Origin of the sequence: Sulfurospirillum diekertiae (assembly GCF_002309535.1) — a bacterium.
Classification (GTDB): Bacteria; Campylobacterota; Campylobacteria; order Campylobacterales; family Sulfurospirillaceae; genus Sulfurospirillum; species Sulfurospirillum diekertiae.
The window spans coordinates 926,957-948,414 of sequence record NZ_CP023275.1 but is presented as its reverse complement, the minus strand read 5'-3'; the positions used below and the strand labels follow the sequence as shown (position 1 = coordinate 948,414).

The window sequence follows — 21,458 nt, the reverse complement described above, 5'->3', positions numbered from 1 at the left end:
TATGAAAAATTTGTTGTTAATTGCTTTTCTGGATGTCAAAGAATCAGTAAGAGCACGTTGGTTTATTGTTTATACGTTAGTTTTTGGAGGTCTTATTGCCCTCTTTTTCATTGCAGGTGTTACAGAATCGCAAGTGATGGGATTTAGTGGGCTTAGTCGACTGCTATTGATGTATATCCAAGTCACGATTGTTATACTTCCTATTTTTATTCTTATTACCACCGTACGTTCCATTTCAGGGGATAGAGACAATCATATATTAGAGTATATGCTTTCATTTCCTATCTCTTTATCGCAATACTATTGGGGAAAAATTATTGGCAGATTTATAACCGTCTTTTTACCTGTTTTCTTTGCGATGATTCTTGCATTAGTGATTGGAACGATCAAAGGAGCCGCGATACCTTGGAGTATTTTTCTACTCTATTCAGGGCTACTTTTTGCCCTTAGTGCCGCTTTTTTAGGTATATCATTCTTGATATCTTCTGTTGTAAAATCTTCAGAAGTCGCATTGGGTCTTTCATTTTTTGTCTGGATTGTTCTGCTCGCATTTATCGACATTGCTTTAATTAGCCTTATGATGCAACACCGTTTGAGTGAAGAAATTATCATTGCAATTTCACTCATCAATCCAATGGAGATTTTTAGAGTTGCAGCGATCAGCCTTTTTGACCCGGAGCTAACGGTGATGGGACCTGTTGCCTTTTATATTTTGGATCATATTCATCTTTCTATCTTTATTCTATTTTCTATTCTATACCCTATTCTTTTGGGTTTAGGATTTGCATTCTTTGGGTTTAATATCTTTAAAAAAACAGATTTAGTCTAGGAGGAAAAATGATTAAAAAACTATTAATTATTGCTTTAGCAATAGGTGCTCTTTTTGGAGCTAAAATGGAAATTTCGAAAGATGCAACCTGTCTTATTCGAAAAGTAAAAGTCTATCAAGCACCCGAATGGGCAGCGACGATTCAAGTGAGAAGTGGTGAAATTATCTATTTTTCAAGCCCAAAATCTATGTTTGAATTTTACTTTGAACCATCTCGTTGGCCAGAATATCAAGTTAAAAATGATGATGACATGAGAATAAATGTGACTGATTACAATACTTTAGAAAAAATTCCAGCCAAAGAAGCATATTATGTTTATGGTAGTCAAAAAACTAGCCCTGGAGGTGATGACTTACCCGCTTTTTCAAGTAAAGATAAAGCCGAAAAGTTTGCTAAGAAATATGAGGGAAGACGTGTTTTCGATTTTTCCCAAGTTTCAGATGGACTTATCAATCTTTTAAATGATAAATTGCGTTAATTATGAAACGAGAGCCGACCCATCTCTCGTTTTATAATGTCTTCTAAGTAAAATTTGAACAAGACAATAGCTGTATATTATTTTAGTACTTCAAAATATTTATAATCAATATTTTCTATTATTGTCAGCCAAAGTCTAGAAAGAGGTATATTTTTTAAATTACTCCCTTTGTTTAGGTTTTAACAAAACTATATATGCTAAAAAAAATTAAAAATACATTTGAATAATGAAGTAATTAATAATAATTTAATAACCGTTTTATAATACTATAAAAATATTATATTTTTATTTCACTTCTCAAGCTTTGCCATTCTAAGTGCTGCCATTTTTATAAACTTTCCAACAGTCATACCATAACTGTTAGCTGCTGATTCAACAATGGCAAGTTCACTAGGGCTAAAGTAAGTAGCATACCGATTCTCTTTGGCATGTTCACTCTCAGGCTTTTTTGGACGTCCACCCTTTTTACGTTCACTCTCTGCAAAAGTAGAAGTCACGGTTGTTTTTGCTTTACCTAAAATAGAATCAATTGATTTTTTTTCTGCCATGCTGATTATTCTCCTTTAAAGAGATCAAGAATAGATTTGTATTGTTGAAAGACAGTTTTATAAGCACATTTAGAAAGTGGCGTTTCATTATAAAGCTCTGTAATGCTAAGTCCTGTTTCAATAGTGTTTTTAAATGCTTTTGAAAGTCGAAGCTCGAAAAACTCTAAATTATCAAAATGCTGATTAATAGCATTTTTGACTGTTTCAAAATCACCTTCTTTTTCTGTTTTTGTGACAATGATAAAAAGATTCTCATTTAAAGGTTGAAGCTCTTCAATGGTTTCTACAGTACGAAGGATTGAGTTATAATCATTGGATGTTGGAATTAAAATAGCTGAACTTGCTTTTAGAATAGGAAGGACACCTGATGAAACAAATCCTCCAAAATCATATACGCAGTTATCAATGATCTCTGGACTTGATGAGATTTTTGCCATATCTGGATAAATGGACTCAATGACTGAATTATCATTAGACTGTAGGTAATATCCTAGATCTTTAGCTAGAGAAAACGAGATAGGTGTTTTGCCCACACCACCTTTTTTATTGATAACAGAAACAATCATATATAACCTTTTTATAATGCTATTTAACTGTTATATTATAGTTAAATATGAATTGTTTATCAACTATTATGTTTAAAATAAAAATTTTCGAATTAACGATTACATATTGAGGTTGATAGTGTAAAAGAGCATGGCTTTTCTTCTTCTATTTGCCAGTGATGCTTATCCATTTCTGCTGTACATGCTACATCTTCTAAAAGCGCTTTTGTTCCATCTTGCGTACAAATGAGCACTATTACATGGTTATTCTCGTTTAAAATTTTGACTTTATAGTCACTAAAAGGTGCTCTCAATGAACTATCATGCTTCGTAGAAAATTCTAAAAGCTCTTCATCCGATAGATTTTTATCTGGATTTTCATACCTAACTGTTGCTTCAACAGATGAAGAAAGTTTCGTAAGAGCTGATGCTAGGGTAAACATTCTTTCTTGTTCGACGGTAGATTTAGCTGCACAGCCAGATATGATTACTATCATACTAATTAGAGAAAATAGATATTTCCTTCTCATGATTAAGCCCTCCACATTACAAATTTATCGTTCATATCTTTTCCTGTATCCAGATTCCAATTTGCTATCACAGTTTGATAATTTTCATTTTTACTAAATACACCTTGTGCTACAACATTCCAAATTTTACGAACATTTTTAATGGCATGTTCGAATATTTCATCATATGACTTTGTTCCTTCTGGTGATACTAGATTTTCAATGTACTGTTTGTCTATTTCATCTGAATTGGGATATGTCAAGCCAGCATCAACTGCCACATGTCTAGCTAATGGGAACAAATGGTTGCCTTCTTCTCCAAAATTATCCACAATGTCACCAAATTTTTCATGCCATTTATTTATATTTGGTGGGTTTCTTGTAAATTCATCGCTATGCGAATGGTTTAACATATATTGCCATACACTCAAAATCGTAGGATCTATTTTTCTAGAATCAGAGAGAACTGAGCACATTTTAATGCCAGAATCTAGATGTTCAGAAATACCTATACCTCCAAGATTAAGCCTTTGAAAGATATAGGCATCTTGATTCATTTCACACCTTCTATGCGCAGTTTTATTGTCAGCATAGTCACCAACTTTTAATTGCACTATTGGATGAATTGTTACATCCGTTACAACATGGGCAACATATCCAAGTAACCAACTAAATGCCTTTTCTTGTTCATATCCCTTGAGTGTATCTCGTATAAATTCAATACCTTTGTGAATCGTGCTTCCCGTATTTTCATAGTGCATCAAATCAGCCCATTTTGCAACATCACTATCTCCAACGCATAAATATGGATAATCAGGACTTACACATCCCAATTCGCAATATTTGAAATTTCTCAATATAGCAGGAATAGCTGATACTGGAAACCCTTCCAACCGCTCAAGTCCTTCTACTTCTTTAGCAATATTAACTACGGTCATATGTGCGTAAGCGCCAGGCATATTAATCCTTTTAAAGTTTAGTTTTTTATTTATCATTGCTTTTCCATGCGATTGCTCTTAACTTTTTTCTATATACTGTTATTGAATGATCGCTAGGCAATTCTTTCCATGGATTTAATTTAGTTGTATATGCAAGGATTCTTCTCCAATAAGTCACTGAATTTAAAAGCATTGCATCATTAAAACAACCTATCCGAATATTTGTTAAAAACCTCATATCTCCTGCATGACAATAACCACCAAATTTCGATTGAAACAGCATGCTAAAAGATTTTAATACAGGAATTATTTTCAAAAAAAACGTAAGTAGACTAATCACATCTGCTCCAGGAGGTAACATCGTTACAGGATCAGCTGAATTAACAAGCCTATATATAGGCGTCTTTATATTACTTATCCATTTTTCATCACCAACTCTTGGTGATCCATAAGTATAACAAGCAGCAATTCCATATTTAAATGTTAATTTTTTAGTTGCTACTGTTGCTAAAGCTCCTCCCAAACTATGTCCAGTGATAAATAATGGTTTTTCTTCGGTTAAATTGTTGAGATAACTTTGTATCTCAATATGAACTTCTGAAAAAGCTTCGTCGAAACCACTATGTATCCTTCCCCCAGTATCGCATTGCTTTGTTACTGCTTTAAGATCAGCTTTTATATCTTCAACACTGGAAACTTCTGTTCCTCTAAAGACTAATACATAAAACTTATCATTTGAAACCAACATAGCCTGTGTACCATTACAATCAAATGTCTTTTCTATTTTCATATTGATTATTTGTAAATCTGATTTCAATTTTGATCTTTCTTCTTCACTGTCATACGCTAATAAATCGATAAGCTTTATTAATGATGATTGTTTTCCTTCATCTATAAGCTTTGAAACGTTTTTAATAAGTTTTGCTTTATTCTTATCTATAATGGGTTCGTTAAATTTAAGATAAGATAATTCAGATAAACATGCCATAACCCACGCGGTTCTATCACTATATGCCTGTCTATATGTGGGGATACTTTTAGCTAACAACTCTTTTGTTTTTTGCAATTCTTCTTCTGATTCAACTAATAAATTTTTCATTGTTCTTGCCTCTCAATTATTTATCAGAATTTGCTTTAGCAATAAATGCTGCAACAATCCCAATAGCCACCGTAAGGCTATTCCAAAGGGGCATTATCGATATAAAATATATATGTAATCCTAATATAAACGTTATAAAGCATATAACCCCATAAAACCTATACCTTCTCCAATCTTGTTCTGTAACTTCATAAAATTGATCTTTAAAATGTATAAATATTTTTGAAAATATTGTACCTACATATAAAGCAGGGAAATATAGAACAAGTGCGACAAACAAACATATCCATCGTAAAGTTTTTAACTCCAAAATTAAATGATAATTTGAAATACCAAAGATATTGACAAAGTTACTCTTGGACAAATCTATAATATTAGGGATTATCCCAGCTTTGAATACAAACGGAAGATATAGGGAAGCCCATATAAGATACATTGTAAAAATAACAAAAAATACATCAAGCGCTAGTTGCCTATTACTTTTTCTTTTATCATTATCAGTAACATATTCTCTATTTTTATTAACTATAAAAAGCTTATCGGAAAATAAATACGCAGGTTCATTACGCTTATTTCTAAGTATATTGTCGTAACAATATGTGACCATAACACCTGATATTAGATTTACAATAAAAGAAACCAAGATATCATCTAAATGCATTTTCCCCTCCACATAAAAATATTTATGATAGAAGTGTAGAATGAGTGCTGGCAAAAAAACTTGCCAAGTCAAATTTTATTGATTTATTTTGCGTAATTTTTTATATTTTCTAAAATTTTATCATTCAATTCTGGAGGGTATAAAACTTTAACTTTTGGAAGATATTGTTGTATGGTAGGAAGTATTTCTTCTATTTTTGTAACCTCAATTCTACATGTTTGATGGTCATTTACAATATTGTCATCAATCCATTGTGTTGAGGAAAGAGGAATACGCTTAAAATATTTAACAATATCTTTATGAATTAAAAGTTCTACTGTTTCATGTTCTTTACTCAAATCAAAATATGCATTTATACTTGTATTAAATTTTTTAAAAAAACTAATTTTTGGATATTCAAAATTTTCATCCAAAATAAATATATTTTTCATACTTTTTAAATGAAATTTTTTTGATTCTTTTTCACCAGTCTCTTGAATTATATTGAAAAGGTACAAATACCAATATCCTTCTAATGTAACTATTTTAAGCGGTTCAATTACCCTTTGTTTATTAGACATCTTGCAAAACTCATTTGTATTCCACAGCAAAACCACGGTCAAAGTTGATTAATCCACATATCAAATTAAAGCGTAGATTGAATCGTTTTCTTCTGTTTCTGTATTTTTGGGTGAGTATCTGAAATGTTTTGATTTTAGCATTCACATGTTCAACACATATTCTAGCACTTGCTTTTTGTCTGTTTTCCTCTTTTTGCTCCTCACTCAAAGGATGAAGTTTGGAGGCTTTATGGGGAATTTGACAATGGCTATGTTCTTTGGCAATACCCAGATATCCCAAATCAACATAAACACAGGTCTTGGGCATCAAGGGGAGATTAGATTCTTGAAACAGTCTAAAATCATGTGTCGTACCTTTAGCGGTATGCACACACATAATCCTCTCCTCTTTATCAATCACAATCTGTCCTTTAAGGGTATGACGCTTTTGCTTACCTGAGTAGTACTCTCTTTGCTTTTTTTGGGTCTTTGACAAGGCGTTTCTGTCGCATCAATGACAACAAAAGAGAGGGCAACATCACTTTTATAGAGTTCTCTCTTGCTTGGCAATGAAAATCTACCAGACTTAATCAACACTTCTTCTACTTCACATACAATCCTTGAAGCCGTTGATTCACTCACACCATAATCAAATCCAATATGTTCAAGGGTGCGATACTCACGATAATAGCCAAGCATCAAAAGTACTTTATTTTCTGGTGAAAGAGATCTCCTCCCTCCTACACCTAATCCTTTTTTACGATTCTCATCGTATTGCCTAAACACCTCTATCATTGCGTTAAATGTCTCTTCATTAACGCCAATATGGCGCTTAAAATCTTTGGGTTTATGCTTTTGCATTTGTTCATATTTTTTCATGCCTCTTGCCAAGCATTTTTAGTGCCTTTTATTTGAGTTTTGCAAGATGTCTATTATTGTAAAGACATGAAACCTTTTTTTTCTGACGTATAGCATTTAACAGTAAAATCATCATTTCTTGATGCTCTATATCCAACTCTTCTTTTCTTATTTTTCTAATAATTTCTTTCGCAAAAACACCTTGTTGGAACTTATTTAATAACTTGTTAGCATCTTGGACTATTTCATCACTAAAATTAGACACATGGTTCTTCATCATTTGTAAAGAAATTAATTCTTTCGCAGATAAAATTGTTTTCTCTCTTAAGTCTTCTTTAGCTACCCACCTTTCTGTTGATGGATCATAATCAATAATTTTAGGGAAAAGAGGCTGTATATTATTTTTTATTTTGCTTCTGATAGTCCTTTCTGGCGTCCCATATCTTTTTTCTAACGCTTTTACGCTAAAACTACCACCATTTAATAATGTCTGCATCATCTCAATTAATAGTTTTGTGTCATCTCTTTTCACTAGAATTCCTCCTTTAATTTCCCCAATACTTTCACCATCGCCAAAGTATCGAGTTCACAGTACTTCAACAACTGTTCTCGCACTTTCATTTGTTCTTCCAAACTCTTTACATGTAAAGATGCAAAGGCGTTCATAGCGTCACCGCCGTTTTGGATGCCCTCTAGTTTTTTATAGGCTAATTCCATCTCAGGCACCAGTGCAGGAAGGACGTATTTGATGGAGTAACTGCCTTGCATGGTTGGGGTGACATAGTGTCCTTTTTGGAACGGAAGCATCAAATCTTTGATGTTTTCGTGGAGGTGCATAAGCTTTATATGTAAGTCTGGAAACAGCTGTGCAAGTGAGGCGATAACGCCTTTTTCAAAGCTCATATTGTATGTCAGAATATTTACCTGTAAAGGTATGTCTTTGACCAATTGCTCTGCCAAAGCACGTCTTGGGTCAACTCCTGCCTCTGCTAGAAATTCTTTATGCTCTAAAGTGCCATCACGGTGTTCTATATGTAAAGAGTATTGAAACGGTATTTGTTTGTAAGGGCTGAGCTCGCTCCACAAAGGAATGGCTTGTTGAAAGGTTTCAAAGTCGAGATGATAGATGGGATAGGTGAGTGTTTCCAAAAACTCGGCAATCGCCTCATGGTCGATAAACGTATGTTGCTTTTTCCAGTTATCGACCTTTTGCCATTGGATGGGTGTCATCGCAAAGTCTTCGGGGATGTCTTCAATCGCCACGATGTTTTGGGCATAAAGTTCTTGTTGTTTTTTACTACCAAGATTGAAGATGTTGAAGATGCTGTACTCTGGGATATGTCGCTGAAACTTCCAACAATACGCCTTTGCATCGCACTCATACGGGTCATTGCACTGTTTGCCGATGTCGATGTTTGGCTCATGGGCTTTGTCGTCCAGATACGCCTCAAACGCTTCAAGTCTTGCAGGAATAGAGTCTTGCAAATCTCGCACTTCACCTGTGACATCCACCACCACAAAAAGCTTTTCAAGCTCCAACGCCTCTTCTCGCACATAGCCTGAGTTGATATGCACCACATGACACGCCTCAACCCTAAACTCAAGGGCTTCTAAAACATACAGCTGAATGGAAACATCATGCAGATAGATAGGCTTCACATCGGTGGAACTCTTCACTTCATACAGCTCTAAGCCAAGAGGCGTTCGGCGCAAGATGTCCACCATCACCACGATGCCCTCGTAAATAAACGTCGCCTCGTAGATGTTCTCCACACCCTCATCAAGATACGCTTGGGTCAGCCTCGCCATGCTTTTAAAATCGTGTGCATCAAAAGGAATTTCGCGTCCATCAGGAAATAATCCACACGCCAAATCTCCCACGATATTACCCGTCTCAAACCGTGCTTTGGCATTGGCATCGGGAGGAGTTAAAACCTCTGGCTTGTACTTTTTCAGCCAAAGAGATTTTGGGCATTGGATGGCTCGGGTGTAGAGGGATTTGGAGAGGGTTAAATTAGTTTGAAACATGTTGTTTTACTTCAAACATCATAATATCATTTTCATCATTTAATAACATAGCATTGACTATTTGAGTTGAAATATTAAAAAATTCATTTTCTACATTTATATCAACATACTGTAAATAATTATCAACCAATAAATGGGACAAACTATAACTAACACCATTTTTCATTAATATAATTTTTCTTAAATCTTCGGTTCCATATTTTATTTTATAATAAAAAAATATCTCTATTATTTCTAACTCATATAAAATATCAATAAATTTAAACAAAACATTATCTAAAAACTCTTGTTCGTCATTAATACGTACAATTGCTAAATTTACTCTTTGCTTAGTACTTTTCTCTCTTATATCAACCCATAAAGGTACATAACCACCTCTAATTTCTTCACCCCATTTACTATCTACATATACTAAAGTCTCCTTATTATTATCTTCAAGAAATTTCCAATAATATAGAAAACTATTAATCATCTCATTATATGATTTACTTTCTACTTTCCAATCCAAAAATCTTGCATAAAACAATCTAGCCTTCTCATTTTGTAACCTTTTTAAATTATTATTTTTATCATCTTTTAAAAAGTCAACAAATGTATCGCTTATTGTTTTTAAAATGCCATTCGAACTATCAATCATAATTAATCTATTTTTATAATCTTGTACAACCCGACTCATTTCATGTTCTTTTTGAAGGATATCAATTTCTACAACATTATTTTCAAAACATAATTTACCTATTTCTGTTTCTGCTATTTTTATATTTCTATTATTGATAATATCAGGTTCAAAGTTTTCTATAAAGTTTTCTGCTTTTAATCTATCGTTTAAATTTTTATCATTGATTAAAATATTTTCTAATAAAGTATTTTCTGTCTCATCTTTAAGTTTAATATCAATTTTCATAGATTTTTTTATAAAATTTTCTATGTTTGCATTACTTTGATAATATCCACATCCCACTAAATAAATTTTAGGTTCCAACAGTTTTAAATCTTTACTATTAGAAGAAAACACTTCACTAAATCTTGACACTCTTCCAATTAAATTTCTTAAATGGGATGGCTTTAAGTTACCTCTACCTTTTTTATTATTCAAAATAAATAATGCTTCGGCTGGAATATTCACACCTTCTAAAAGAGTTGAACTTGTAATAACATATTTTATAGAGTTTTCATTTTTAAATAAATGTTCAATATATAATCTTATATAAATTGGTATAGACCCATGGTGATAAATAATACCATGTTTAATTGCGTCTATAAGATAATACTCTTTATGCAAATGCTTTTTTAATTCTTCACATACTTTTTCAATTTTAGGGGAATTAACAACAGGTAATACTTGAATTAGCTTATTAGTAAACTCTTCTATATCAATAGGTCTATTAAAATATATAATATTTTTTAATAAACTATTTTTGATAACAAAATCAATTTCATTTAAATAGGAGTCATTTCCCAAATAAAAAAAATCATCTAAAAATTGATCATAAATTTTTAGTTTTTTATCTTTATTTTCTCTAAAGTCAATTACATGAAGTTTTTCAGACTTTATATATTCAGTCACTTTATATTCTTTAACTTGATAATTAGTATATGCTAATTTTAAGTTATTACTATCAATAAGGAATGGAGATAAAAATCTCAATTTTGTATATGGATTTCTTTTATTTAAGATTATTATTGTTGATGCCAATAACATATTCCTATCATCTTTATTTAATATATTATGAGCTTCATCAATAAATACTATATCAAATGATAAGTTTTTATTTCTCTTTAATAATCGTAATAATCGTTCCTGTGTTAATACTGCTAAAATATTTACATCCGTATCTCTGTACATTTCTGGATAAGTTACAATTTTAATCTTTTCTTTTATTTTTGCTTTTAATAATCTGTTTTTTGTTTGCTCTAAAAGTGCTTTACTAGGAACAATAACACAAATATTAAGATTAGAATTATTGTTAAAAGTTTCTATAATTATTTCTGATTTACCATATGATGTTGGTGCAACTATTGATATTGTAGAGGTGTTATTAATTTCTAAAAAGGCATATAAGTTACTTTGTTGTTGAGTTAAATAGACATTATCTTTTCTAAAGTTTTCCATAAAAGCTGATGTAATTGAATTTATAAATGATTTTTGTTTCTTGTTTTCATATATTTTTGTCTCAATATATTTAGAAATTGGGAAAAGTCCTTCATTAATAGAAATATCAAATAAAGGTCGGTAGTCCTCATATTTATTTGCATATATTAACAGTATTCGATATCCTAATTTTTTTGTATCTATGTCATTCTCATTTATAAAAACTACTGCTAACTTTAATAGAGCTAATAACTCCTTTTCTGTTAAATCCGAATTAGTAACAAGTTTTTCATATATATATTTAATATCTGTTTTTCTAATTTCGCTAATTGTTAATATTTCATTTGCCATTATATTAACTCTCTCTCTAGAAAACTAAGTATTTTCCTTAATGTTGCTTTTTGTATACAAATAATTATATGTTTATTAAATATTTGTTCAGTTTCTACAGATGAAGAAAAATTTTCAGCAGTATTTATATTAACTTTATCATTTAGATTGTTAAATAGATTAGAGACTAATATTACATTTTTATCTAAACTACTTGCATTATTAGCTACTACAGTGTCTTGTATATCTTCTAAAATATTTTTTACTAATTTCTTTTTATCATTATATTCATCTAAAGATTTTTTAGCACCTGTTATTGCATTTATCCATAATGCTTGGTTATTCTCATTTAAGCGACTATTTAAATCTCTTTTTGCAGTGCCTAATAAATCTTTTGTTGTTTTATTTGAATCTTTATTTTTATGCAAATGTCCAGATTTTACTTCAGTAATCCATACTTCTGAATTTATTACATTATATAACACTAAATCAAAGCCTTTCTTAACATTTCTTTCTTCAGTATTAAAATAAGGAGAAACGGTATCAAAGTTATCAAAATATGTAAAAATTAAAACATGTGCTAATAACTCACCAACCATTCCTTTTTTTTGCATATTTGTTTTCCCTTTAAATCTTTCAAATAGTTCTTTTAAAGTAGATTTATAGTTATATGCAATTCTTCCTGATTCTGCATCACTTATTCCATGACAAATAGAAGACAATAAGTTTCTTATTTTTTCTTCTAATTCTATTGAAAAAGTATTTATTAGAAAAATATTAGATTCACCATTAAATTGATGTTCTATTCCTGATATCATATTAGTTTCCTGATATTATGTGTTACCAACTTATATCCTTTTTCTCACAACTCCACAACTCTCTCAAACATCTCTTTTATCTCCATCTCGTGACTTATCAAAAATATCTGTCTATACTGTTCTTTTATGGTATGAAACGCTTCTAGGATTTGCATTCTTCGGTTTTCGTCTTGGCTTCCAAAGACTTCATCGAAGGCTAAAAATCCCACACTACTTGCACCGCTGAGTTCACTCAGTGTTTTGGAGATGGCGATGCGAAGCACTAAGTTGGCAAGGTCTATCTCGCCGCCGCTGAAGCGTTCAATGGGGTAGCATTTGCCCTCGTCGTAGATGAAAAAATCAAAGTCGTTGTTCACTTCGATGTATTGGTATTTGCCTTTGGTGATGGTGGCGTACATCTGGGAGGCAATTTGCGAGATGCGTGGGGCTATTTTTGAGTTGAGTTTTGTTTTAAACTCGCTAAGGCTTACTTTTATCTTTTCATAATCACTCAAATCGTCTTTTTTACTCTGTACTTTTTTAAGTTGGACTTCGTTATTTTCCAGAGCATTTTGCAAGGTTTTTATCTCGCCCTCATTTTTGGCTATCTTCTCTTTTAGCTCTGAAATAACGCTGTATTGTTTCTCTTTTTGCTTTTGCAGTTCGTCGTATTCGCTTTGTTTTGCGGTGTGTTTTGGCTCATCGTACAGTGTTTTTGAAACTTCTAGTTCTTTCTCTTTTGCGCTCCCTTGTAAAGCTTCTGCACTCTTACATGTAAGTGCCAAATCCTCGCGAACGCCCTGCTCTCGTTTGAGTTCTGCTTCAAGACTTAGGACGGTTTCGAACTTTGGTTTTAGCTCCAAAAAGCTTTTTTGTAGGCTTACATGTAAGGCTTCATCGTAAGCGTGTTGTGCGAGTTTATTTAGCTCATCTTTGTTGCGTTTGCCTTGTTCGTTTACTTTCGTAAAATGCTCTTTGGCACTTGCCAAATCTTTTTGCTTGCTTAGTATCAAACTTAGCGCCGTTTCGTTTACATGTAAAGCTTTTTGGGTTTGTTCTTTTTGAAGTTCAAGCTCTCCTATCTGTTTGGTGAGGAGTTCAAGTTTTTCTTTGGTTTTGTCTATCTTTTGGCTTTGCGTCTTTTGCACGATGTCGTTGAGGGATGCGATGACATTGTCGTACTCATCGAGCAATTGCCTTGTACAGGTTGGGCAGTTTGATTCTCGACCTAAGCTTTGTATCTTGGTTATTTTTTGTTGTGTGTCTAAAACCACTCGCTGTTCTGCTGAGAGTTCATTTTGAAGATTTTTTTGCTCAGTTTGCTTGCCTGTAAGTTCGGTTTTTAGCTTTACATGTAAAGCTTCATGCTCTTTTTTTTGCCCTAAAAGTGTCTCATACGGTTTGGTTTGCTCTTCCAAAGTTGCGATATCTGCTTTGGCTTTGGTGTATTGGGCACGTAACTGGATTTGCTCTTTTTCTAAGCCCTCTTTTTTGATCTGTATATTTTTGAGAGTTTCATGCTCTTTTAACTTTACATGTAAAGATTCGTACTCTTTTTTGACAGTGCTTAAACTTTTAAGTTCTTTGGCTTTTGTTTCTAAGTTTTTAAGCTCTGTGGTGAGTTTTGTTTGGTTGGCAATGTTTGTATTGATGTCATTTTTGATGAGGGAAAGTTCGTTGATGAGCTTTTGTTTTTGCTCTTTTGTTTTGACAAAAAGTTCAAGTTCTTGCTTTACATGTAACTCTTGTTTTTTGGTGGTTTCTAGCTCTAAGGTTTTGGTTGTGACCTCTTTTTCAAACGCTTGTTTTATGGCAGTAATTTCTTTTATGAGAGCTGTTTTGCTTTTGAGCTCTTCCTCGCCTAAGAGAAACTCAGCCGAAGCGGTGATGTCGCGTTTGAGTTCTCTGCTTTTTTCGATGAGTTCATTTTCCACAAAGTCTATCTTTTCAAGCCCCAAAAGACGGCGTATCATCTTTTTTCGATCTTCCTTGTTAAGCGTGCTGAGGCTGGTCAGCTCCTTTTGAGAAGCGAAAAGGGTATGTAAAAAAGCATCTTTGCTCATCTTTGTGAGTTTTGTGATAGCTATGGTGACTTCTCTCGCTCCACTGGTAGTCAGCTCACCATTTTTATACAGTTTGGCATTGGCACTGAGGGCTTTTCCTCGAAACTCACGCATAACTTTGTACGCCATACCTTCAAACTCAAAATCAAGCTCCACCACAACAGCATCTTTATCACTAGCACTAGCGTTTCGTATGACTTCTTTAAATTTTTTATTTCTAAGCTCGCCGTATAAGGCAAAAAGAATGGCTTCAAAAAGGGTCGATTTGCCACTGCCATTTTTCCCGATGATACCGATAAGCCCCTCGCCAAACTCAATATCAAAGGAGGTGTAGCGTTTGAAGTTTTCAAGGTGGAGTTTAGAGAGTATCATCGCTCACCTCTTCGTAGGCACTAAATAAGCCTTGGATTTTGCCTTTGAGCCGCTCAAACTCTTCAGGCTGACTCTCTTCTTTGATGTGTTCTAAAAAATACGCTTCTAATGAGAGTGCTTCGATATCGTTTAGTGTGGCTTCACCGTTGGTTTGTTTGAACTCTCTTTTGATGGTTACATGTAAGGCTTCGCCAAAGAGAGTTTTAATATCACGGGTTTGGATGTCGATGGACTGCAACGGGGTAAGATGGGTCAATTTGACTTCGACAAGAGCGTCTTTTATATCGTTTACATGTAAAGCCTCAACTGAGTGTTCATAGTCTTCACAATCAATCTCGTAGGTTTTAATCGGGCGTATAGCTATCTCATGGTAGTTTACATGTAAAGATTCATCCAGTGTAACTTCAAGAAAACCTTTGGAGTTTCGTTTGTCATTTAAATTTGTTCGCTCGGTGGAGCCTGCATAGTAAACATTTTCGTGCTTGCCGACTTTTCCAAAGCCATGCCAATGCCCAAGAGCGACATAATCCATTTTAGAAAAAAGGCTCTCTTTATCGTGCGGATACACCCACTCGCCAAACTCTGCCATCAGATAGTGCGCACCTACAGAACAGTGAAGCATCATGATGTTGCGTTTTGTGTCATCGAGGTTTGCTTCGCACAGCTCGATTTGAGAGAGGGCTTTGCTCTCATCGTGCATATGCGGTAAGGTATGAAAAATGACATCGTCGAACTCTATCTTTTTGTACTCTTGATTGTATGAGACATAAACGTTTTTAAAGTTTTCAAATATTTTGAGGATGGGAGAGCTTAAATTGGTGCGTGGCGTGCTGTGATTGCCCGCTATCATGATAAAGGGGATATTCAGCGCTTCGATGATTTTGAATTGCTCAAGGGCAAAGGTGATGGCTCGGTTACTTGGGGATGGGCGGTGAAAGAGATCACCTGTGTGGATGATGTAGTCAGGTTTTATTACTTTGATTTGTTCAATGACCTGCGTAAAAGCATCGTAAAAATCAGCCTCTCGCTGGTTAATGCCTAGCTCATTGATGACATCTAAATCGTTAAAGCCTAAATGCGTGTCCGAAAAATGAATCAGTTTCACGATACTTCTTTATGATTAATTCATTCGATTATAGCCAATAATATTACCGGTTAGAAGAAATTTGTGATGAAAAAGGAAGTATTTAAGATATTTGGAAGAAAAAGAAACGCTCGAACCGGGCAATCCGAGCGTTGATCTTAAAAAATTGGTAGGTTATTTACAGAAAGGAGGTATGTGTCTTACAAGTGAAAGTATAGACTCTTAGCTTAAACCATACCTCAATGATAAGTTAATACTTGTTAAATCACTGTTTCTTTTGTGGTATTTTTGTCTGTTTTTGGAAAAGTTTAGCAACCGCTTCTTCATTGACTTCATAGCTATCTTCACGGTAAAGCTTATTCTCTTGTAAGTAGGCTTTTACTTCCTTAGCATCATAAGAGAGAATGGTTTTAGGCGCTTCTTTAAATGCAACAAACAGTACACTTGCTTTCATAGCTGTTCCATTTAGTCCACAGCGTGCATTACCAATATCTAATATCTGCCCTTCTGAAGGTGTACATTTATCAATAAACTCTTTGGCAGTATTGATCATATTTCCATCAAAGTTACTAAGCTCTATTGGTCTTTCAAACGAGAAGTAACGATACCCTTCACTGAGGGTTAAATCTGCTGTGTTTTGTAAGATATGGATATTTCTGGTTTTTGCATTGTATCCACCAGAAGGTGAACGCCATGCTTCTTTACCTTCTACATAGAAGATTTTACCCGGTACATCATTGGGCATAGGTAACTCTGAACTGAGTCCTGCTGCATAGGGAGCACTACCACATCCACTGAGGGTTAATATTGCTAGTAGACTTAGACTTCCTGAAACGAAAAGTGATTTAGAGAACATTCGAGATCCTTGATTTGATTTTATCTGTTGTGATTATTTAAATATTTCTGCAATCTGATAGACTGCTTTGTCTTCCATGATAGGCTTAGCCTCTTCAAGATTCAGACCCATTCGTACTGCCTCTATAAAAAGACGTGTCTCATCTTCTTTTGTATGACTCCATGGTGAATTACCTTCTGGCGTAATTCTCTCTTTAAGATTCACACTAATCACTGCCCTATAAGTTTCATCGGCGAGTGCACGATCTGCAACACCCATAGCAAGAGCAACACCAACTCCAATAAGAAGACTATCCCCTCCACTGTTATTCACAGTAGCAATAGCACCCGCTGCGACACCACCAAAGAGTGCCACATCTAATCTTGCTGCTTCTTTGAGGTTATCTGCAAAGAGTGTATTGACATGTAAATAGAACCGTGCCTCATCGGCGTTATCCACAATATGAACACCTCGATCTTGCAAAGCTTTTTTTAAAGGTGCTTCTAACTCAATCTTGCTAGCCTGAGTCCCAGTGACTCTGAGATAAACACTCTTTTCTTTAAGCTGATCAGGGCTTAGAGAGATGGTTCGTGTCATCTTGGCTTGAGTTTGAAGCGTCGATGTTGCACAACCACTCAAAGACAGTGTGATAGTAGCCATAAATGCTATTGCACAAATAAAGCTTTTCATAGAATAGCTTTATTTAATTTTTGAGGGTGAGATAAACATGATCTACGTACACTACTTTCCCTGTGGCTGGACCAGTTAGGATAGAAACTTTATTGAGTGTAAACATATCCACTTGTGCAAAAATACCTTTACCTTCTTTAGAGTATTTGGCATCCCATTCAACCACTTCCCCTAACGTTCCATTGGCTAATAAAACACAATCACTCTTTTTAGCGTTATCTGCTTTTGAGACGCATCCTGAAGCTGTTGGATAATTGGTATTACCACTAATAATGACTTTATCCCCTGCATAAATGTTACTAGCAAGGAGAATGCCCCCTACTATTAATAATTTTTTCATATCACTTCCTTTTATTGTTGTTGCTTTTTAGCAATGGCATACTCTTGAATCTCTTTCATACTGGTAAAATTGGTACCATTTTGTTGATTGAACTTTTGAACGAGCATTGCTTCCATCGGTGTACCAACATAAGGGTTTGAAGGAGTAGTAGATGTTGGCGTAGTTGGGGTTGCGTCACTGTTGAGTATTTTTGTTTTTTCTTTGTTATATTCATCTTCACTCAGAGCTCCTGATTTGTAGAGCTCATGCAACTCTTGGATCTTATCGGCTTTGGAAGTTGAAGGTGATGTGGCTGTTTGTGTTGAAGTTGGAGAAGAGGCCTCTAGTCCAACACTCTTATAGAGATTGTTTTGCAAGGTAGCATTGTTTAAATTCAGTGCTACTTTTTTCATTTCTCCCGCAAAGAGTACGAAAATATTTTGATGAATGGTCACAGCTGGATCATTATGTCCCATTGCTGAACCTAATTGACTTGGCTCAATGCGTGCTTGTCTAATTAAGGCACTGACTTTCTCGCCTGCCTTGTTATACTCAACAATCGCAAAGTCAGAGTCGTACATGTAGATTTCAGTTTTAGTGTTTTCTTTAAGGGCGCCACCCACATAAGCTTTTAGAAGTGCTTGATTACCCTCCCCGTTATAAATACTATATCCATTGCCTCTTTTTTGAATGGTATCAATATAGGCTTTTGCAACATCATCTTGTAAAAAATCAGCGGCTAGATCTCTATAAAATTGACGTGATTTACTCAGATAAATAAAACTATCGGTTTCATACAAGCGTTTACACTCTAAGGATAATCCATAAGGCAGTGCATTAATACTGGTCACTTTTGTGAATTTACCCTCTACGAAGGTTTTGGTTAATTCCTTATCTTGACTTTTAGCAATCAACTCTTGCGGAGTCTCTTTTTTAGATAACATATTTCCAACGTCTTTAGGACTTGGAATAAAGGTGCCACTATCAGAATACGATGATGCACAACCACTTAATATAACTGCCATACTTACTGAAATAACATGCCCCCAATACTTCATAGCCATCCTTTTGTGTCTTAAAATGATCAATCTCTTTTCACTGTTTACTTTAAGAGTAGTATTTTCACCAAACTGTATGGTTTTAAATATATTCCTATAGAAAGTATCTCCATAGAGGATTGAAGGAAAACTATAATCCAACTAACCTTATAGAAAAATTATCTATAGGGATAAAAATGTTCAATATTCCAAATATTGTTACCGAAGAAGAGGAAGATGCGTTTTTTAGAATCATTTCGAATAATGTGAAGCGTCTTCGTAAAGAAAAAAAGATGAGTCAACTCGAAGTTGCACTCTCTATTGGGCAAAAAGCGCCTGGCTTTTATGCCAATATGGAGAACTATGCCCATGGAAAGCATTTTAATATCTCACATCTGTTTAGACTCTCTAAATTGTTTGATGTCAGTATTGAGGAGCTGTTTAAAGAAGTGTAGATTTATGTTACGCTTTACTTCATAGCACTCCTAAGTTTTATTCATCCACTCTGCTCTAAACATGTACAACTATATACTTTTTAAACAATAATTAATCTATGTTTTTATAAAAATGTATGAATATGCTTTTTTTAAAATACTTTTAATATAAATATGATATAACTACACAATAGTACAGTTTATAAAGGAACCTTATGAAGAAAGTTAAAATAAGTCAGGAACCTGATTCTGAGCATCTTACCTGTTCTAAGGATTTTGGGAAAGCTGTTCAGTATAGACGCACTTCACTAGGATTAACAAGGCAATTAGCCGCCAATTTATGCAATATTAATGAGCGAACCATGGATAAAATTGAAAAAGGCAATGAAGCTGTAGGACTGAATAATGCATTAAAAGTTGCTAATGCTCTAGGCATTGAGATTCAATTTACAATCAAAGGCAATAGTGATGAGCTCTAGCATGAATATTTTTTACAATAACAAAGTGATTGCTAAGCTCACGTTATCCAATAATGATGATTTAGATTTACTCTATACGGATGAATGGAAACAACAAGGATTCGCACTCTCTCCTTTTTTACCTTTACACGAAGCCATTGATAAAAGAAATGTCAAAAAATTCATTTTGAACTTATTACCAGAAGGAGATGGACTTGAAGCGCTTAGTAAGCTTTTTCATATCAGTAAAGCAAATCCTTTTGCCCTCTTGCACGCTATTGGTAACGAGACATCAGGTGCATTATCCTTTGGGACATCAGGATTTATCGAAACAAGCTTTCGAGAGGTGAGTAAAGAAGAGCTGAGAGTGCGTATTAAAGAGAGGAAAAATACTCCCATTACCATTTGGGATGGCAAAGTAAGACTCTCATTAGCAGGTGTGCAAGAAAAGCTTCCTATCGCTATTTTAAATGGGAAATTTGGGTTTGCAGAAGGCAACCTTGCTTCCACACACATCTTAAAATTTGATACGAGCAATACGCATTTGGTATTAAATGAGTTTCTATCCTTACATCTTGCGAAAAAAGCAGGATTAGTTGTCACTAAGGCACAGATTAATTTCTTCGATCATGAGCCTGTCTTAGTGGTTGAACGATTTGATCGAAAAATTCTAGCCAATGGCACTGAGGTTCAAAAGTTACATGTCATAGATGGATGTCAACTTCTATCGTTAGCACCAAGCTATAAGTATGAAAGAAATTTTGGAAGTGCACGCGATGTCCAAAACATTAGGCAAGGTGCCAGTTTTAGAAAATTGATTCAAAATGAAACAAAAATGGACATTCCCGTCTTGTTTAAAAAGGCACTGCTGGATTGGTCACTTGTCAATTTATGTCTTGGTAATAGCGATGCTCATGGAAAAAACATCTCTTTTTTTGTGCACAAATCAACTTTAACCCTAGCCCCCTTCTATGATATTGTCAACGTAAAACTATACGATACCTATGATCAAGATTTAGCGATGGCAATTGGTGATGAATTTGAAATTGAAAACGTTAAGCCTTATGATTTAGCAACCCATTGTCATACTCTAAATATTAAACAACAGCAATTAGTGTTAAGCTTTAATACCATCGCAACGAATATTAAAAAAGAGTTGGAAAACAAAAATGCTCTCACAAACATCAAAGAGATCAACGCTATTTTTTATGAAAAGTACATACACGATGTTACAATACGTATGGATCATTTACAAAAGGTGGTTGAAGAGTTCAAACGCACTAATTTTTCAGAATATTTTTGAACTATCATTTAGGGTATGCATAGTTTAGAAAACTTGAGTATGTCATTATACTATTGAGTTTTTATTTCATCCTTCCACCCATCATGCGCTCTTTGAGCATTCATCCAGAACTCCCACTCTGTCTTAAAGACCCTCTCCAAACGCATGGCAAGCTCTTGAGATACACTAAGCTCTTTGTGGAGTAAAGCGTCTAACATAGAGATATCTATCCCTAAAAGCCTTGCAGCTTCTTCATGCGTTAATCCAAGAGGGTTAAGATAATCTTCCTCTAAAAAGACACCAGGATGAGTAGGTTCTCTATGCATCACGTTCATCAACTCTCCCATGTAATGCTTGACCTAATTCCATCATCTTATCAAAGAACCTAGCCTTAGCATAATTCTCTAACCAACTCCATGCCCAATAAGGAGCAGGTTGAGTAGATTCCCATGCATTGACACTTTGGTAATGAATGCTTAACAGTGCTGCAAACTCTTTTTTACTCAGTCCTGCGTGTTTAAAAAGGGTGTTCAGTCGCTCTCGTTGATAGATTTTCTCCACTTGACTTTTTCCTTCTTTTATGTATTTATTGAAATATATTTAATTATATATAGATATGTTTTAAAATATTC

The 21,458-nt window shown here is 34.1% G+C and carries 26 protein-coding genes; 5 read left to right on the top strand and 21 right to left on the bottom strand.

Features of this window, described 5'->3' with window-relative positions; genetic code table 11:
• Position 1: 1 nt before the first annotated feature.
• Together SJPD1_RS04865 and SJPD1_RS04860 are read left to right on the top strand one after the other, a co-directional pair.
• Positions 2-829 (top strand): ABC transporter permease, encoded by an 828-nt coding sequence (locus SJPD1_RS04865; protein WP_096046224.1) that lies wholly within the window; start codon positions 2-4, stop codon positions 827-829.
• 8 nt (positions 830-837) lie between these two features.
• Positions 838-1,308, top strand: coding sequence for a nitrous oxide reductase accessory protein NosL (locus tag SJPD1_RS04860; RefSeq protein ID WP_096046223.1), 471 nt, complete (start codon positions 838-840; stop codon positions 1,306-1,308).
• A 290-nt stretch (positions 1,309-1,598) separates the two neighbouring features.
• Here SJPD1_RS04860 and SJPD1_RS04855 read toward each other — a convergent pair whose 3' ends face one another.
• From SJPD1_RS04855 to SJPD1_RS04765, 19 genes are all read right to left on the bottom strand, one after another.
• Positions 1,599-1,856, bottom strand: a complete 258-nt coding sequence (locus SJPD1_RS04855; protein ID WP_096046222.1) for a hypothetical protein — start codon at positions 1,854-1,856, stop codon at positions 1,599-1,601.
• A 5-nt stretch (positions 1,857-1,861) separates the two neighbouring features.
• Entirely contained in the window at positions 1,862-2,422 is a 561-nt protein-coding gene (locus SJPD1_RS04850) for a ParA family protein (RefSeq protein WP_096046221.1), read from the bottom strand.
• 92 nt (positions 2,423-2,514) lie between these two features.
• On the bottom strand, positions 2,515-2,844 hold the full coding sequence (locus SJPD1_RS04845; RefSeq protein WP_138070103.1) for a hypothetical protein: 330 nt from the start codon (positions 2,842-2,844) through the stop codon (positions 2,515-2,517).
• Between the two features lie 89 nt (positions 2,845-2,933).
• The gene (locus SJPD1_RS04840) at positions 2,934-3,905 is read right to left on the bottom strand and encodes a zinc dependent phospholipase C family protein (RefSeq protein ID WP_210394418.1); all 972 of its coding nucleotides are present in this window, start codon (positions 3,903-3,905) and stop codon (positions 2,934-2,936) included.
• The gene (locus SJPD1_RS04835; RefSeq protein WP_096046219.1) at positions 3,895-4,947 is read right to left on the bottom strand and encodes a lipase family protein; all 1,053 of its coding nucleotides are present in this window, start codon (positions 4,945-4,947) and stop codon (positions 3,895-3,897) included. Before SJPD1_RS04835 ends, SJPD1_RS04840 begins: the two co-directional genes overlap by 11 nt.
• A 16-nt stretch (positions 4,948-4,963) precedes the next feature.
• Positions 4,964-5,608: a hypothetical protein gene (locus tag SJPD1_RS04830; protein ID WP_096046218.1), complete on the bottom strand. Its 645-nt coding sequence runs from the start codon at positions 5,606-5,608 to the stop codon at positions 4,964-4,966.
• Between the two features lie 83 nt (positions 5,609-5,691).
• A complete protein-coding gene (locus SJPD1_RS04825; RefSeq protein WP_096046217.1) occupies positions 5,692-6,168 on the bottom strand; it encodes a WYL domain-containing protein in 477 nt (158 codons plus the stop codon).
• A gap of 10 nt (positions 6,169-6,178) precedes the next feature.
• Positions 6,179-6,643, bottom strand: a complete 465-nt coding sequence (locus SJPD1_RS04820; RefSeq protein ID WP_084613060.1) for a transposase family protein — start codon at positions 6,641-6,643, stop codon at positions 6,179-6,181.
• Entirely contained in the window at positions 6,565-7,026 is a 462-nt protein-coding gene (locus SJPD1_RS04815; RefSeq protein ID WP_025343414.1) for a transposase family protein, read from the bottom strand. Before SJPD1_RS04815 ends, SJPD1_RS04820 begins: the two co-directional genes overlap by 79 nt.
• 28 nt (positions 7,027-7,054) lie before the next feature.
• On the bottom strand, positions 7,055-7,537 hold the full coding sequence (locus tag SJPD1_RS04810) for a hypothetical protein (protein WP_096046215.1): 483 nt from the start codon (positions 7,535-7,537) through the stop codon (positions 7,055-7,057).
• Positions 7,537-9,033, bottom strand: coding sequence for a DUF2779 domain-containing protein (locus SJPD1_RS04805; protein WP_210394415.1), 1,497 nt, complete (start codon positions 9,031-9,033; stop codon positions 7,537-7,539). The genes SJPD1_RS04810 and SJPD1_RS04805 overlap by 1 nt, the downstream gene beginning before the upstream one ends.
• Positions 9,020-11,476 carry a DEAD/DEAH box helicase gene (locus SJPD1_RS04800; RefSeq protein ID WP_096046214.1) on the bottom strand — a complete coding sequence of 819 codons (2,457 nt, stop codon included), beginning with the start codon at positions 11,474-11,476 and terminating at the stop codon, positions 9,020-9,022. Before SJPD1_RS04800 ends, SJPD1_RS04805 begins: the two co-directional genes overlap by 14 nt.
• Complete coding sequence (locus SJPD1_RS04795) at positions 11,476-12,273, bottom strand: Hachiman antiphage defense system protein HamA (protein WP_096046213.1); 798 nt, start codon at positions 12,271-12,273, stop codon at positions 11,476-11,478. Before SJPD1_RS04795 ends, SJPD1_RS04800 begins: the two co-directional genes overlap by 1 nt.
• Before the next feature lie 44 nt (positions 12,274-12,317).
• Positions 12,318-14,687, bottom strand: a complete 2,370-nt coding sequence (locus tag SJPD1_RS04790) for an AAA family ATPase (protein WP_096046212.1) — start codon at positions 14,685-14,687, stop codon at positions 12,318-12,320.
• Positions 14,674-15,792 (bottom strand): metallophosphoesterase family protein, encoded by a 1,119-nt coding sequence (locus SJPD1_RS04785; protein ID WP_096046211.1) that lies wholly within the window; start codon positions 15,790-15,792, stop codon positions 14,674-14,676. The genes SJPD1_RS04790 and SJPD1_RS04785 overlap by 14 nt, the downstream gene beginning before the upstream one ends.
• 244 nt (positions 15,793-16,036) lie before the next feature.
• Positions 16,037-16,627: a hypothetical protein gene (locus tag SJPD1_RS04780; protein ID WP_096046210.1), complete on the bottom strand. Its 591-nt coding sequence runs from the start codon at positions 16,625-16,627 to the stop codon at positions 16,037-16,039.
• Between the two features lie 33 nt (positions 16,628-16,660).
• The gene (traT, locus tag SJPD1_RS04775) at positions 16,661-17,296 is read right to left on the bottom strand and encodes a complement resistance protein TraT (protein ID WP_096046209.1); all 636 of its coding nucleotides are present in this window, start codon (positions 17,294-17,296) and stop codon (positions 16,661-16,663) included.
• 13 nt (positions 17,297-17,309) lie between these two features.
• Positions 17,310-17,636: a hypothetical protein gene (locus tag SJPD1_RS04770; protein WP_096046208.1), complete on the bottom strand. Its 327-nt coding sequence runs from the start codon at positions 17,634-17,636 to the stop codon at positions 17,310-17,312.
• Positions 17,637-17,647: 11 nt separating this feature from the next.
• Complete coding sequence (locus SJPD1_RS04765; RefSeq protein ID WP_168171324.1) at positions 17,648-18,673, bottom strand: SHOCT domain-containing protein; 1,026 nt, start codon at positions 18,671-18,673, stop codon at positions 17,648-17,650.
• Between the two features lie 176 nt (positions 18,674-18,849).
• Between SJPD1_RS04765 and SJPD1_RS04760 the strand changes: the two genes are divergently transcribed.
• The 3 genes from SJPD1_RS04760 (at position 18,850) to SJPD1_RS04750 (ending at position 20,847) form a co-directional block, all read left to right on the top strand.
• Positions 18,850-19,107, top strand: coding sequence for a helix-turn-helix transcriptional regulator (locus tag SJPD1_RS04760; RefSeq protein ID WP_096046206.1), 258 nt, complete (start codon positions 18,850-18,852; stop codon positions 19,105-19,107).
• A gap of 194 nt (positions 19,108-19,301) precedes the next feature.
• Positions 19,302-19,565 carry a helix-turn-helix domain-containing protein gene (locus tag SJPD1_RS04755; RefSeq protein WP_096046205.1) on the top strand — a complete coding sequence of 88 codons (264 nt, stop codon included), beginning with the start codon at positions 19,302-19,304 and terminating at the stop codon, positions 19,563-19,565.
• A complete protein-coding gene (locus SJPD1_RS04750; protein ID WP_096046204.1) occupies positions 19,555-20,847 on the top strand; it encodes a HipA domain-containing protein in 1,293 nt (430 codons plus the stop codon). Before SJPD1_RS04755 ends, SJPD1_RS04750 begins: the two co-directional genes overlap by 11 nt.
• A 50-nt stretch (positions 20,848-20,897) precedes the next feature.
• On the opposite strand, the gene SJPD1_RS04745 is transcribed toward SJPD1_RS04750, so the two are convergent.
• Positions 20,898-21,161: a HigA family addiction module antitoxin gene (locus tag SJPD1_RS04745; RefSeq protein ID WP_168171323.1), complete on the bottom strand. Its 264-nt coding sequence runs from the start codon at positions 21,159-21,161 to the stop codon at positions 20,898-20,900.
• Positions 21,145-21,387 carry a helix-turn-helix domain-containing protein gene (locus SJPD1_RS04740; protein WP_226372248.1) on the bottom strand — a complete coding sequence of 81 codons (243 nt, stop codon included), beginning with the start codon at positions 21,385-21,387 and terminating at the stop codon, positions 21,145-21,147. The genes SJPD1_RS04745 and SJPD1_RS04740 overlap by 17 nt, the downstream gene beginning before the upstream one ends.
• Positions 21,388-21,458 lie beyond the last annotated feature (71 nt).